General features: G+C 59.5%; 14 protein-coding genes and 1 tRNA gene. 2 read left to right on the top strand and 13 right to left on the bottom strand.

The genetic code is table 11. The features are described 5' to 3' along the window. The first annotated feature begins 112 nt into the window (after positions 1–112). Positions 113–505, top strand: coding sequence for a globin (locus CLAC_RS03485; protein ID WP_053411714.1), 393 nt, complete (start codon positions 113–115; stop codon positions 503–505). Between the two features lie 43 nt (positions 506–548). Here the strand turns inward: CLAC_RS03485 and CLAC_RS03480 are convergent, their stop codons facing one another. The 5 genes from CLAC_RS03480 to CLAC_RS03460 form a co-directional block, all read right to left on the bottom strand. After that, complete coding sequence (locus CLAC_RS03480; RefSeq protein WP_053411713.1) at positions 549–1,295, bottom strand: DUF8185 domain-containing protein; 747 nt, start codon at positions 1,293–1,295, stop codon at positions 549–551. Next, the gene (locus CLAC_RS03475) at positions 1,296–1,733 is read right to left on the bottom strand and encodes an acyl-CoA thioesterase (protein ID WP_053411712.1); all 438 of its coding nucleotides are present in this window, start codon (positions 1,731–1,733) and stop codon (positions 1,296–1,298) included. It lies immediately after the preceding gene. Between the two features lie 107 nt (positions 1,734–1,840). Beyond that, positions 1,841–3,511: an energy-dependent translational throttle protein EttA gene (gene ettA, locus CLAC_RS03470; RefSeq protein ID WP_053411711.1), complete on the bottom strand. Its 1,671-nt coding sequence runs from the start codon at positions 3,509–3,511 to the stop codon at positions 1,841–1,843. 230 nt (positions 3,512–3,741) lie between these two features. Next, positions 3,742–4,323 carry a single-stranded DNA-binding protein gene (locus tag CLAC_RS03465; RefSeq protein WP_053411710.1) on the bottom strand — a complete coding sequence of 194 codons (582 nt, stop codon included), beginning with the start codon at positions 4,321–4,323 and terminating at the stop codon, positions 3,742–3,744. A gap of 190 nt (positions 4,324–4,513) precedes the next feature. Next, the gene (locus CLAC_RS03460) at positions 4,514–6,661 is read right to left on the bottom strand and encodes a bifunctional copper resistance protein CopD/cytochrome c oxidase assembly protein (RefSeq protein WP_053411709.1); all 2,148 of its coding nucleotides are present in this window, start codon (positions 6,659–6,661) and stop codon (positions 4,514–4,516) included. A 197-nt stretch (positions 6,662–6,858) separates the two neighbouring features. Between CLAC_RS03460 and CLAC_RS03455 the strand changes: the two genes are divergently transcribed. Further along, a tRNA-Arg gene (locus CLAC_RS03455) sits at positions 6,859–6,931 on the top strand. A gap of 203 nt (positions 6,932–7,134) precedes the next feature. Here CLAC_RS03455 and CLAC_RS03450 read toward each other — a convergent pair. The 8 genes from CLAC_RS03450 to CLAC_RS03415 form a co-directional block, all read right to left on the bottom strand. Continuing rightward, the gene (locus CLAC_RS03450; RefSeq protein ID WP_053411708.1) at positions 7,135–7,545 is read right to left on the bottom strand and encodes a hypothetical protein; all 411 of its coding nucleotides are present in this window, start codon (positions 7,543–7,545) and stop codon (positions 7,135–7,137) included. An 11-nt stretch (positions 7,546–7,556) separates the two neighbouring features. Next, positions 7,557–7,961, bottom strand: a complete 405-nt coding sequence (locus CLAC_RS03445; protein WP_053411707.1) for a hypothetical protein — start codon at positions 7,959–7,961, stop codon at positions 7,557–7,559. Positions 7,962–7,964: 3 nt separating this feature from the next. After that, entirely contained in the window at positions 7,965–8,330 is a 366-nt protein-coding gene (locus CLAC_RS03440) for a phage holin (protein ID WP_053411706.1), read from the bottom strand. Between the two features lie 79 nt (positions 8,331–8,409). Continuing rightward, positions 8,410–9,657 carry a peptidoglycan DD-metalloendopeptidase family protein gene (locus tag CLAC_RS12795; protein ID WP_053411705.1) on the bottom strand — a complete coding sequence of 416 codons (1,248 nt, stop codon included), beginning with the start codon at positions 9,655–9,657 and terminating at the stop codon, positions 8,410–8,412. A gap of 21 nt (positions 9,658–9,678) precedes the next feature. Continuing rightward, the gene (locus CLAC_RS12605; RefSeq protein ID WP_053411704.1) at positions 9,679–11,085 is read right to left on the bottom strand and encodes a glycine-rich domain-containing protein; all 1,407 of its coding nucleotides are present in this window, start codon (positions 11,083–11,085) and stop codon (positions 9,679–9,681) included. Next, positions 11,085–12,290 carry a phage tail fiber repeat family protein gene (locus CLAC_RS03425; RefSeq protein ID WP_053411703.1) on the bottom strand — a complete coding sequence of 402 codons (1,206 nt, stop codon included), beginning with the start codon at positions 12,288–12,290 and terminating at the stop codon, positions 11,085–11,087. Before CLAC_RS03425 ends, CLAC_RS12605 begins: the two co-directional genes overlap by 1 nt. Then, positions 12,287–12,964: a hypothetical protein gene (locus CLAC_RS03420; RefSeq protein ID WP_053411702.1), complete on the bottom strand. Its 678-nt coding sequence runs from the start codon at positions 12,962–12,964 to the stop codon at positions 12,287–12,289. The genes CLAC_RS03425 and CLAC_RS03420 overlap by 4 nt, the downstream gene beginning before the upstream one ends. Then, entirely contained in the window at positions 12,961–14,037 is a 1,077-nt protein-coding gene (locus tag CLAC_RS03415) for a hypothetical protein (RefSeq protein ID WP_053411701.1), read from the bottom strand. Before CLAC_RS03415 ends, CLAC_RS03420 begins: the two co-directional genes overlap by 4 nt. Between the last annotated feature and the right edge of the window lie 6 nt (positions 14,038–14,043).

Here is a 14,043-nt window from a genome sequence, read left to right as displayed (position 1 = left end):
CTGCCTGTGCTGTGATGGTTTCCGCCCTGAGGAGTAATCCTTCTGGCTCATATAAATCTTCCCTCGCATCACCGCGCACCGAGTTTGAACCGAAGGAACTACACTCGATTCCATGACTTCTTCCCGAACCCTTTTTGACGCCGTCGGCGGCGAGGATCTGTTCAACCGGGTCGTACACGGCTTTTACACGCGCATGCGGACAGACGATTTAATTGGACCAATGTATCCGCAGGACGATTGGGAAGGTGCCGAAGATCGTCTGCGTCTATTCCTCATTCAGTATTGGGGAGGACCACATACCTACAATGAACAGCGCGGACACCCTCGTCTCCGAATGCGTCATTTTCCGTTCTCCATCGGTATGGCAGAACACGATAGATGGCTAGAGCTAATGAGCGCCTCACTAGCCGAGATTCCGGATGCCGATCTCCCCCAGCCCTACCGCGATGCCATGTGGAATCACATGGTCCAAGTCGCGGACATGCTCATCAACCAGCCAGAGTAGGCTCTCTCCCCGATGCCCTACTTTTGACGGACAGCCACTCGGCTCACCCCACGATGGGGAGAACCGCTAACGACTCCATCGTAAAGATCGATCCAAAGCGTCCGTCGAGTCGATGCCAGCGCCCCTTCGCGGACACGCGCACCGGTTCCCTCTCGGCAGGATTTTCCGGGATGAATCCCATCGCGCACAGCGCGAACACATCGCGCATCGACACGTCTACTTCGCTTTCCGACGCCTGCCCCGTTACAGAAAGGACCTTTTGGTCAAGTAGCGACGTCGGCAAGCCGACGGGACCAGAGGATTCAGTCGCAACATTGCGGGCCTGGCGCTCGAGGGTGCGGAATGCGGTGGCTGGGACGTAGTCGACAGGCTCCCATCCATCCAGCACGGGCAGAAAGCCTGGCCACCCGGCCGACGACTGCGCGGGGATGCGGTACGGAAGCGCCGTGATTGCGTCTTTATCAGCATCAACGTCGTCGCTGGAGCGTTGCTTCGCGAAGGCACGAACGGCAATGTCCTTAACATCCGCAGCAGTAACAATTACATCGTCCGGGGCCGCAGACAGGGCGAGCGTCCTGGTCGCCAAGGGGCCAAATGGGGTCTTGACCCACACCTGACTCATCGCAGTGGAGGAATCCTGGTGCATGGATTCAATTTCCCTCGTACGCAGGCGCATAACGGCGGCAGAATCTATCGCGAGCGCTTTGTGCGCGAGCACTCCGAGGTTTTTCAACGCAGCCCGAGTCGCAATACTCAGTTCGGCTACTGACGAGGTTGGAGATGTGGGCATCTACTTCTCTTCAATTGCTGGTGCCGCGAACCGCTCCAGCTCACGGCGCGCTGACGCGGGAACTTCCACGGCAGTGGCAGTCTCCAGGTCGAACATCACCATAACAGTCTCGAGGACAGCAGTGACATGACCGTGCTCATCGCTGATCGACTGGCGCAGCGTATAGGAGGTGCGACCAAACGCAATAATCTCGGTATCGACAACTACCTCGCGCGTATCAGGGAGAATCGCGCGCACATAATCGATTTCCATCCGTCGGACGACCGACGCCGGGAACCCGGAACCAGAACCTTCCCCACCGCCGAGGACACGAACCGCGAAGTCCACGCGGGCCTGCTGAGCATACTCAAGGAAAGCTGCGTTATTTACATGGCCGTACTGGTCAAAATCCGACCAACGCACGGCCACAGTAGTACGAAACGGTGCTGATTGGGTCATAGCAATGACTATAGGCGCATCAGCACACTGATTTGGACAGTTTCGCCCCGAGATGTTTTTAACCAGAGCATCTCGGGGCGACGTGGGCGACGTCGAAAGGCGAAAGCCTAACGAGTCAGCTTACGGTGGGTGACGCGGGACGGACGTGCCGCATCCTCACCCAGGCGCTCGACCTTGTTCTTCTCGTAGCCCTCGAAGTTGCCTTCGTACCAGAACCACTGGCCCTCGACGAAGTTGCCCTCCCAGGCGAGGATGTGTGTACAAGTGCGATCCAGGAACCAGCGGTCGTGGGAAATCACGACGGCGCAGCCCGGGAACTGCTGGAGAGCGTTTTCCAGCGAGGACAGGGTCTCGACATCGAGGTCGTTGGTCGGCTCGTCGAGCAGAATCAGGTTGCCGCCCTGCTTCAAGGTCAGAGCCAGGTTCAGCCGGTTGCGCTCACCACCGGAGAGCACCTTCGACGGCTTCTGCTGGTCGGCGCCCTTGAAACCGAAAGCGGACAGGTACGCGCGAGACGGCATCTCGTTCTGGCCAACGACAATGTAGTCCAGGCCATCGGAGACGACCTCCCACACGGTCTTCTCCGGGTCGATGTTCTCGCGCCCCTGGTCGACGTAGCTGAGCTTGACGGTCTGGCCGACCTTCACGTCGCCGGCATCCGGCTGCTCCAGGCCGACGATAGTCTTGAACAGGGTCGACTTACCGACACCGTTCGGGCCGATAACGCCGACGATGCCGTTGCGCGGCAGGGTGAAGGAGAGATCCTTAATCAGGGTGCGGCCGTCGAAGCCCTTGTCCAGGTGCGAGACCTCCACGACCTGGTTGCCCAGGCGCGGCGGGGTCGGAATCTGAATCTCTTCGAAGTCGAGCTTCTTGTACTTCTCGGCCTCTTCCACCATCTGTTCGTAGCGCTCGAGGCGGGCCTTGTTCTTCGCCTGGCGAGCCTTCTGACCGGAGCGAACCCACGCTAGCTCTTCCTTCAGACGCTTCTGCAGCTTCGCGTCCTTCTTGCCCGCAACCTCGAGGCGCTCGGCCTTCTTCTCCAGGTAGGTGGAGTAGTTGCCCTCGTACGGGTAGAGCTTGCCGCGGTCGACCTCACAGATCCAGCCCGCAACGTGGTCCAGGAAGTAACGGTCGTGGGTCACGGCGAGGACAGCGCCCGGGTACTTGGCCAGGTGCTGCTCCAGCCACAGGACGGACTCTGCGTCCAGGTGGTTGGTCGGCTCGTCGAGAAGCAGCAGATCCGGCTCGGATAGCAGCAGCTTGGCCAGCGCGACACGACGACGCTCACCACCGGAGAGGTGAGTGACCGGCTCGTCCGCCGGCGGGCAGCGCAGAGCGTCCATAGCCTGCTCAATCTTGGAATCGAGCTCCCAAGCGTCGGCAGCATCCAGCTCCTCCTGGAGCTTGCCCATCTCCTCCATGAGCTCGTCTGTGTAGTTGGTGGCCATCTCCTCGGCGATAGCCTCGAAGCGAGCCTTCTTCTCGAAGATGTCCCCCAGCCCCTCTTCGACGTTGCCGCGGACAGTCTTTTCCTCGTTCAGCGGCGGCTCCTGCAGCAGGATGCCCACGGTGGCCCCCGGCTCTAGGAATGCCTCGCCATTGCTGGGCTGGTCAAGGCCGGCCATAATCTTCAAAATCGACGACTTACCAGCGCCGTTCGGGCCGACGACACCAATCTTGGCGCCCGGGTAGAACGCCATGGTGACGTTGTCGAGGATTAGCTTGTCGCCGTGCGCCTTGCGCACGTTCTTCATCTGGTAGATGAACTCACCCATGGTGGAAATTCGTCCCCTCTTAAAGGAAATTAAACAATCTCTGTAGAGGTTACGCATAGCGCGGTAAAGGCACAATCTGCACGGCCAAAATCCCGCCATCCGGCGGATTATCCTAGAAGGCGAGGCCAGCGCGTGTAAGGACGCGTGTAAGGAACAGCACACCTCACCGACTGCTCCTCACAACGCTGTCGCCGGCCTCAACACAGAGCAGAATCGGCCGAAAGGCGGGTCTAAAAAGGCGTATCCGCACTGTCTGCTGCGGACTCCCCCGCGCCAGCACCTGCGGAGACGCCTGCTCCGACCAGCGCGGGCTCGCGGCGCTCTTCGTTATCTCCGTGGCCCTGATTATCCGCCTCAGCGGGATTGACGGTTGCCTCCCCGGCGTAATCGCCTACCTGCTGAGTTGCAGAGGCTCCACCGAACGTTTCCTGCCCGACCGGCTGCTCGTGCGGCTTTTCCGTATAGGTCTTAACAGTGGCCACGTGGCGCTTCAGATTTGGCCCGACCGCCTTTGCAATAATCTTCTGGCGGTAGCGAGTGCCGCCGTCATCAGCAGTCCAGGAATCAGTGCGAATGTGCCCATGCACAATGACGGCCTGCCCCTTCCACAGCGAGTTATTAACGTTCTCGGCCAGCTTCCCCCAGCATTCCACATCGAAATAGGACGTCTCGGACTGCTCCCAGCCGCTTTCTCCCTTCCAAGACCTGCTCGACGCGAGAACGAACCTACAGACCTTGGCTCCAGAGTTGGTATTTCGATTCTCAACCTGACGCGCGACGTTTCCGACCACAGTGATCAATGCTTCGGACATGGGTTTTCCTCCCCCAAGTAGCGTGTGTACTTACAACTGCGGCGCTGAGACCGACCGGATTTCACCGCCGCAGTTCCCACCATGCCCGGGCAAGGACACTCCCGAAAGACCAAAAACGAGGGCCTGTGGACAACTTGCCTCACACGACAACTGTCCACAGGCCCTCGAAAGATCGCTAAACGACGGGCCCCTAGCGGTGTCGCTTCTTTGACGCGTCGATGGGGTTATCCATGTGAACTGGGTGCTGCGCGTCCACCGTGGACGTGTAGTAGTCCCGCTCGTCCTCGCCAGCCACGCCGACCTGACCACTCATCCGCGCGAGCATCGCGTTATACGCCTCGAGCTCCGCATCATCATTGCGCTCCGCGACACGGTCGTAGCGGGCTGCATCCTTGGCGTCGGCACGCCTCCACTGGACAAATAGGGCAACGGTGACAATGTAGAGCGGAACCTCACCAGCGGCCCACGCCACAGCACCGCCGATGTTCTGATCCTGCAGGAGATTCACCGCCCACGGCAGATCCAGCGTGGAGTAGTACTCCTTGGCGAGCACCTGCTGCGACTGCATCAGGGAAACACCGAACCAGGCGTGGAACGGAAGCGAGCCCATCAGCGTCACCATCTTCACAGCAGGGGAAATCTGCTGCGGGGCTGCATCGACACCGATAATCACCCAGTAGAAGATGTAGCCCGAGATCAAAAAGTGGATGTTCATGAACAGGTGCCCCGCATGCTCATCCGCCAGGAAGTCATACAGCGGAGTCATGTACAGCAGGTAGAAACCGGCAACGAACTGCACCGTAGCCACGACCGGGTGAGTCAGAAAACGCGAGACCGGATTGTTGATAAACACGACCAGCCACTCGCGAATCCCCGGCAGACCATTCTTGCCGGCCGGCTTCAAGGCACGCAGAGCCAGGGTGACCGGGCCACCCAAAACCAGCATCACCGGGATACCCATCGAGTAGAGCATGTGGGCAGTCATGTGAACCGAGAACTGGGCGGCCATGTACTTGCCCAACGCACTGGAGGAGGTAAACAACAGCAATACGCAGCCGCCGACCCACCACAGGGTGTTAGCAATCGGCCAGGTACCGCCGCGCTTCTTCAACAGGTAGAGCCAGTACAGGTAAATCCAGGCCGCGACAATTGCCGCCATTCCGAAGAAGATGTCGAAGCGCCACTGAGTGAACATTGCCTCCCAGCCGAAAGGAATGTCCAGGTTGTAGCCCAACTTCACCTGCATCTGGGTAATCGGAGGAAGCCCCTCACCGCCCGCCTGATCGGAGAAGTTCGGCGGCGGAGGGGTCCTCCCCAGGGCAACTGCCACGCCCATAGTCAGCGCCATGATGATTGTCTCTAAGATGGCCAGGCGCCAGAACGGACGATTATCCCGCTTCTGCTCAATTTCCGGAATCGTGAGCTTGCGGTGCACGTAGCCACAAAGACCGAGAAGAATAATCAGCACAGCCTTGACGAGAACCAAGATTCCGTAGTTGTTGCTCACCAGGTCGGACCAGCTGACGTTAATGGCAGCATTGATGAAACCGGAGACGCTCATTACGGCGAAGGACACCAGAGCCACAAAGGAGTAACGCCGCACGACCTCAGGGAGCCAGTCGCCGCGGCGGCGCGCGTGAGCGACCATCGCCATCAAGCCGCCCACCCAAAACACAGTAAAGGTCAGGTGCCAAATGTAGGAGTTCGTACCGTAGTCGTGGGCGCCGCCCGTCGCATTGTGGCTAACAACGGCCAGCGGCATCATCGACACCAGGCTGATTGCGAAGAAAACCGGCTGCCAAATCCACTTCCGCGTCAGCGAAGAACCCAACGCCACGATGCCGGCGAAAATCGCGACCCACAACCACGCCAGTCCCTCCGAGGTCTGGTCGAGAGACACCGACCAATTGCTCAGCTGGATAGTCGTGGAAAGTGGCTGACCTGATACGTCCGAAAGCACCAACGGAATCTCGAACAGCGCAATCAGACCCCATCCGAGCATTGCCCACATGCCTGCACGAGAGGCCGTGTAACCATCGAGGTCGACCGTGCCGTCGTGACGCGGCTTAGTGCCGAAAGCCGACAACATGAAAGAGCCCACCCCCAGAGCAGCGAGCAGCTCGCCGGCGGCTTTCGCAAAGGGGAAACCGAACGTCGTTATGGCGCCCGGGTCCGGGATACCCAACGTGGAGCGGGAGTCCATGTTGAACACGAGCGACAACGCTCCGGCCAACACGCCGCCGACGGCTGCGAAAAGCAAATACCAGCCAGCGGATTTGCGAACTTTTTTGTCCTTCGGAATAGCGGGGTCGCTATCGACCAGGGTTGCGGCAGTCATAGTGCCAAGCCTAGTCGGGTTATCCGCTCGGACAAGAACCGGTTGTACACCTAAACCACACAGAGTAGCGGGCACACATATTAATTGCCTGGAGGGGCAACAACTCCCAAAGGCACCTTCCGCCACGAGACTAAGCCTCGAGCACTGCCCCGATTGCGTGAGCCACGGCGGTTGACGCTACAATAAGTTCTTTGTCAGCCTCCATAGCTCAGTGGACAGAGCAGTCGGCTTCTACCCGATTGGTCGAGGGTTCGAATCCTTCTGGGGGCACGTTTCTACCCCCCGTCTTGAACTGGTGTTTTGCGAGTTCAGGCGGGGTTTTCCCCTATCGGACTACCCCCGCTAATATTGCCTAATGTTGGGCGATATTGGGTCAGATGTCGTGGAAATGTCGTGCGATTAGCAGACACAAAAAAGAAGCCCCACCAGCCAGAAGTTCGAAAAACCCGAACAACTAAACCAGTGGGGCATGCTTAATCTAACTCGTCCCGCGGAGGATTCCTGGCTGTCGGCGACTGATACGACGCACGCACCACCGCCGCCAAATCCGAAATATCCGGCTCCGGAGGCGCAGCCTTACGGTCACTGCGCACCCAATCAACAAAGTCACGCAGCCAGTCAATCGCGTCCTCCAGTGCACGACGCAACTGATGCGTGCGGTCCTCCTCGACCCTCAACAACACCTGCGTCGCCCGCAGCGCCGCCTCGACATCATCCAGGCGAGTCTCAAGCCGCGCGATACGATCCCCCTGCCGCTGCAAAAGGTCACCGTTGAACTGAACCGTCGCCTCTTCCTTGCGGCCCTTAAGACCCAGCCATGCGACCACGATGCCAACGATTGCTCCCGGGAGCGCTGCAAGAAGGTCTGCCCAACCGAAGTCCATGAAAGACCTCCTTAGTGCTTGGCATAGTTTCGTCCCATGACAGCGCCCGACGCTATGGCGGTTGCGGCCAGCATCGAGTAATTCTTCGCGCTAATCCACATCCGAGAGCCATCAACAACAGCATCAATCGCGAAGCTAATAGCCCACATAGCCAGCAGCGCCCCCACAATCGCGATCCCAATCGTCCGTGAAACCCGCCCGACCGCGGCCCACCGGGCGGTTACCGGCGCACTAGCCCCAACGATGAGCAAAGTGGCAGCAACCGCCCACGCAAACGCCGGGCTCCCCGCGGGCAGAACCGATTCAACAGGAGTAAGCGCGCTGACGCTCTTGCCGTAGTAGCCTGCCGAGGTGGATGCCGCGAACACCGCCCACACGGCCGCAATAAGCCGCGGGCTAAACACCCACCCTAACATGGCCTACTCCCCCGCCCGGTGCTCACCGACATACTCGCCGGCGTTGGTGGTGGCTGCCGCCGTCGTGATGCCCAGCACCGGCGCAATCACGGCTAGGAGCGCATCCATCTGTACGCCACTGCCCCAACCAAGGTACGCGCCGAGGACAGCCACACTCGCTGCCACCGCGTACAGGGCCTGCCGCCACGGGGTAGTCGAGTGCACAATCGCGAAAACAAGGGTGACCACCGCGATGACTACGCCGGTCACGGCTGGTGCCGCTTCTTCGCTCAGCACGCCCCACGACACCAGCGCAGTGATCACAGCGGACGCTACGGCGTACCAGGTCAGGCGCGCACCAGCGGGAACAATAGATCGAATCTTTTCCATGACTTTTTGCCTCCTATGGCTATAGAAAAAGCCCGCGCGACGATCACGCGGGCATGAAAAAAGCACCCCGCCGGGGTGCTTACTGTTCTTTCTTTTCGACCAACTCAAGCAGCCGGTCAAACTTCTTCTCCAACGCCTCCAGACGCTTCGCGTTGCTGTCAATCATCCTGCGGCCCTCATACACGCCCCGGTCGATATACATGATGTAGTCCGCCAATGGTGCCACATGCTTCGAACCGGGAACATGCGACTTGCACGGGGTATCCAGCGTCAGCGGTGCCTTCGGTGCCGGTGATGGCGGGATTGCCACCGCCGGGGCTGATTTACCGGCGTTGATTTCCTTCGCCCTGGCGAGCACCACATCGTAGGGGAAGTGGTAGCCAGGGTCCCAGTGGTCAGTATTGCCCCATACCTGCGCCTCCAGGTGTCCGGCGACACCGTGCTTTCCGGCCCCCAACTCCTCGCGCGTTAGTTTCACTAGCGGGATGTCGTAGGTGCGCGCCCAATACGCGACAACGCGAGCGCAGCCCTCCAGCATCTTTGGCTGTGCTAGCCATTCGGGGCGGGTCATCTTCGCCTGCGCCACAAGGGAGACGTGTAAGGCAATATCGTTGCCCTTGTTGCCCACCGACCAGGTTTGCCAATCATCCGTATTGGCGAGCGTAATCTTGCCGGTCGCGTCCACTAGTCGGTGATACGACCCCGTGCGACTGCGCACCTGGTAATCCAGGATTGCCTGCGAGGACGTGCCCGGAGTGTTCTCCGTCGTGTGAACGATGATTCGCTTCTTCGGTAACGGCGTAGGCCGACCAAACGTAATCAGATGGTGTTTATCAATATCAACGGCATTATCAGCCACTTTCTTAACCTCCGTAGATTCACTAACAGGCGCTTTAACTTCTCCCGGCCACCGCGCACCCTTAAGCATCACCATCGGATCAAGACGATCCGGGCCGGGCGGCACCCATGAATACCTGTGCCATTCCAAATGCAGATGCGGGTCAACACCTCCGTTGGTGGCGCGGTTGGGGTCAATGCGCCCAATACGCTGCCCCTCACGCACCTGCTGCCCAAGCGACACCTCGGGAATAATGTGGCCGTAGATCGTTTCACCGCCACCGTTGCTGGCCGGGTGGTCAACCCCAATCCACTGGCCGAACCCCGTCGCGGGGCCGACACGCGCGATGGTGCCGTCCTTCACCGCGTAAATCGGCTTCCCACCCGAACCGCCATCACACCCGAAATCAGTGCCCCAATGGTGCGTCCCCCACCTGGGACCGAACCCAGAGGTGACGTAAAAGCCCTTATCGACTGGCATTGTGACCATAGCTCTACCTCCTTGAACGAATTATGGGTTCGATGAAAAGCGCAGCCACACCTTACCGGCACCACCAGCACCACCTAGCGTGCGGCCGATGGGCTTAGTGCTCGCAGCACCACCGCCACCACCCGGAGCCTTACCAGGCTCGGTCTGCCACGCAATCTCGCCGCCGACAAAACGGCGACCAAAAAACTCCCTAACCCCCGCGGACCTACCAATGGGATCACCATATCCTTGGCCACCACCACCGGGTGCTGCAGTCACATCCCCCGAGCCAGTGCGCACCCACGACGCCTGCCCCTCATAGCCGCCCTTAACACTTGCCCCTGGCTGCCCACCAGCCCCCACGAACAGCGACAAGGTTTCCGGCAAATCCGTAAACGTCCCTGACGCCCACTGCCCGGCATCGCCACCATTACACGCCCCCAACCCCAACGCATCCCCACCGGAACCACCACCGCCACCACCGAGGGCGACGACTTGTACCGAGCGGGCCCACTGCGGAACCTCCACACGATGCGAACCCTGCACCACGTACTCAACCTCTAGCGACAGGGAGTTATCAGCCTCTACTGTCGGAGTATCAGTTTCCGGGGTCGGCTCCGGTGGCGGTTCGACGTATCCCTCCGTCCATCCGAGCTGATGCGCACGCCGGAACGCCATGACCCCTGTGGACTGCTGCACGGCATGAATACCAGGCGGGAAAATGGGGACTGGCACCGGCGTAAATGGACCAATCGGGCTGATGAAAAACGCGGCACGGTTAGCAAACCGGAAATTCAACGGCCGGTCAGCAAACAGCACCGACTTATCCAGCGGCAGCTCCTTCACAAATTCCCGCCCTAGGTAGGCGCGCACCCACCCGTTCTTTGGGCTGATCCATAGCCCAACATGGCCGCCCTTACGCCCTTCTACTTCCGAATCATCAGCAGCGCCATGTAGCGGCAGTTTCGTCTCGTTCCGCCCCGCCCATAGGCGCGGCCGCATATTGATTTCTAGACCGGTGCGGTCAAAAACCAGACCAATACGGTTATTAAACAGGCCGAATTCCCACGCCCCGGCATCGTTGCCGTTCATAAACAACTCGACCTCGAGCAGAATATCCTCCCCGACCGGCGGGGCAAGCAGCCCAGAATGCAGCACCATCGCCGTATGGGAGGTGACCTGCACCGGGTTGGCTGTCATGAACACCAGCCCGGGGTAGCCGCTGGCGACAGAGAACGGGAAACTTGTATCTTCCACGCTGAGTCTGCCTTGCCCGTTCTCAGCGGCGTAGGTGTGCGCATCGTAGACGCCGCCGCGGCCCTCGAAAACATAACGCCACATGCCGCCGAGCCGCTTCGCCCAAATGAGGTCACGGCCACGATAAACCTCCGTGGCCTCCTGCTCCCCGACAAACACGCGCTGCACAGTATTGCCACCATGAAAAATCACTACGGCAGCACCTTCGTAATCACCGTCACTGTCGTCGCCGGAGTACCCGGCCCGGGAGGCTTCGTCGCAACGGTGAAATCAAAATTACCTCTAGCGCGCTTGGCCAACTCATCACGAATCCCATCCAACGTCGACTGCAGTTCTTCAACCTGAGAAATCGAATGCTGATGAGACGCCTCTGCCTTACCCGATAATGTGGCCTGCAGCCCCGAGATATCACCCACCTGATGCGTGTGCTTCAGCGGTGCTTTACCTGCCACCGTCTGCGTCAACGCTGATGCCGCATCGCCTTGCTTCGTTAACAGCTGGGCTATCTCCGCAAGGGTATCCAGGTGCTCCGGGGCCGAGTCCACAAGCGCGGCGACCGCTGCAGCCGCCTCACGTTTTGCGGTGGCCTCAGCGTTGCGGGCCGCTTCCTCAGCAGCAGACCTATCAGCCTTAATCGACACCGCCAGAGATGTAACCTCATCCCGTGCCGCAGTACCAGTATCACGCGCCAACCTCGACTCATCACGGGCCGACTCCGACGCCACCTGAGAAGCAGAGGCTTCCTCCGCGTGCATCTCCGAATCCCCCGCCGCGGCCTCCGCCCGGCGCGTCGCTTCCTCCACCACAGTAGACGCGGACGTTACTTTAACAACAGCATCTTCGAACGCGGGAATAGTAGCCGCGGCCTTCTCAGCACGATCAGCCAACCCCTCTACCTTTGACACATTCTCACGTGCCTCGGCCAGCCCATCCTTAACAACACGGATGTCGTTGATGACGTCATTAATAGCCACGCGCACTTCCGGCAGCCGCTTAATATCATCGGGGTCCATCGGTGCGAGATCTGGCAGATGCGCCGTATCTTCTACCGGAGCCACCACAACATCGGGAAGCTTAATGCGCGTTTCACGGTTGAATCGAAGCTGACGCTTGACCTTCCACGCGACAGGTTTCCCGTTTACCCAGCCGACAAGGCGAACACCGTCTAACCCATCGGGGCCAACCAGCCTACCGAGATGATAATCAGCTCGTACAGTTCGAGACAGTAGAGACCAGGCGCGCGGGTCATCATCGACACGAGTGCCCTCAGGCAGGACTGGTGTTAACTCCGCGTGGCCAGTGATACCCCGCCGGAGCATCTGAGTTTCCTTATCATCGACGTCCCCAGGCTGGGCGACTCTCCATTCGTCGGTCATCACAAAAGTCTTAAATGTCACTGTGACGTTTCCTTCCGTTCGTCAGACACAGTCAACGCGCCTGGTTTTTCCGGCCGGTTGTCCTGCTTCACCACTGTCAGCATGGAGAACTTCGTGCCACCGTCCCACCACCGGTAGCGGGACGACCACCCCTCCACCTCAATGTAGGAACCCGCTTCCTTCACCACCATTGGCACCGTGATCGTCGGAGACACCGCAGACTTACCGGATAAATGCTGCAGTATCTTCTCGTCGAAGACTTGCCCCTTCGGCGATTTGGCGCGCATTGTCACACGAACCGAGTCCGTATCAAGCCACGAAGCTGTATAGGCTGTCCACCGCGCCGTGGTATACAGCGACACCAGCCACACCCCAGGCTCATCAAAAACGATGCCGCCCTTCTCCGGGTCGACATGAGCGCCTTTCGCCCCCTCCCCATGTTGGGCGTCAAACGGTAGTTTTCTAGTGTTATCCGGCCCCCACTCACCATTGATGTTCTTTGACATGTACGCCGCGCAGTATCCGCGTACACCAGCGAGATAATCCTGCTGCTGCCGCAAGGGGCCCAGCATTTGCCTATCCCAGTCACCCGCAGCTTGTGTTACCGCCGGCGCCGCAACCGCCGTTTCGAACTGGCCTACGGCCCCCTCGTCACGTAGGTCACGGCCGAGCCCCATCGAATCTAGGAGACTCATAGCTCAGACTCCACCCGCACCGGGTTGACATTCACTCTCAGGTACGCCCGCTCTTTACGAGTCTGCAGGGTAATTTTCGATAACGATTCCACACGCCGCGCAATCAAGTGAATGACAGCCGACTGCCCTGCGGGAACGACCGTCGACGAAGCGTTAAAGCTTGCAGTCTCATCAGCCGCGGGCACAATCTGGCGGGTAACCCATTCGCCAATCATTTTGTTCGACGATGGGCCAGGCCCCAGCGCAAGGAGTGGACCTGAAACCGCACCAAGTCGCGCTTCGACATCCATCCGCACCATGATGCCGTCAACCTTCAAATCGACCATGCCGTAGACTTCTGGCTCCCACGGAAACGGCTGAGGCGGGACCGTTAACTCAGTAATACCCACGTAGTCCCCGCCCCAGAACGCGCCAGTATCGATAGCCCGCCAGTTCTCATCCGACCCGGACCTCTTTACCACACCCGCACCAAGCTGTGGCCGTGCTGGGCCCCAGTCTCCATCCTTGCGGAGGGTAAGAACGTCACCAGGCTGGCCTGGTTTCCCACCATCGTCGTAGTCGTCTGCTCGACTAATCGACGCAGAGTTGCCTGTATCCCCCTTGATGCCCTGCTCACCTTGCTTGCCCTTCGGCACATCAATGTCAAGAATCGTTGCGCCGTCGCTGTCCTCCCGAGCTACGACTCGCGGCGCGTCTGCAGCATTGACTTCCCCGATGCGAATTTTCGGGGCGGGCCCTACAGGGCCGCGGGCACCGAGATAGTTTTCAATCGGGATGAGGTCAAAACCGTTGTATGTGTATACCGTGGATGAGCCGATAATCGGCCAGAACCAGCCGATATCTTGCTTAGTTAGCGATTTCGGGTGCGGCAACTCTGTCTCGTGCACAGGTTCACGAAACCGGGGTGGCAAACCATCACGGCCCGGGTCTCCCTTATCCCCCTTGATGGCCGGGATTTCCGCGGTGATGGTGTTACCACCCTCCATTGTGAGTACACCGCGCTGTGTAGACCGGATATCCCACTGGTCTTTCAGCAGGAGCTCCAGCACCGCCGGAATCTTAAAAGACACCATTTCTTT

The sequence above is a fragment of the Corynebacterium lactis RW2-5 genome, assembly GCF_001274895.1.
GTDB classification, from domain to species: Bacteria; Actinomycetota; Actinomycetes; order Mycobacteriales; family Mycobacteriaceae; genus Corynebacterium; species Corynebacterium lactis.
The sequence above is the reverse complement of the archived record's forward strand: the minus strand, read 5'-3'. Positions and strand labels throughout refer to the sequence as shown.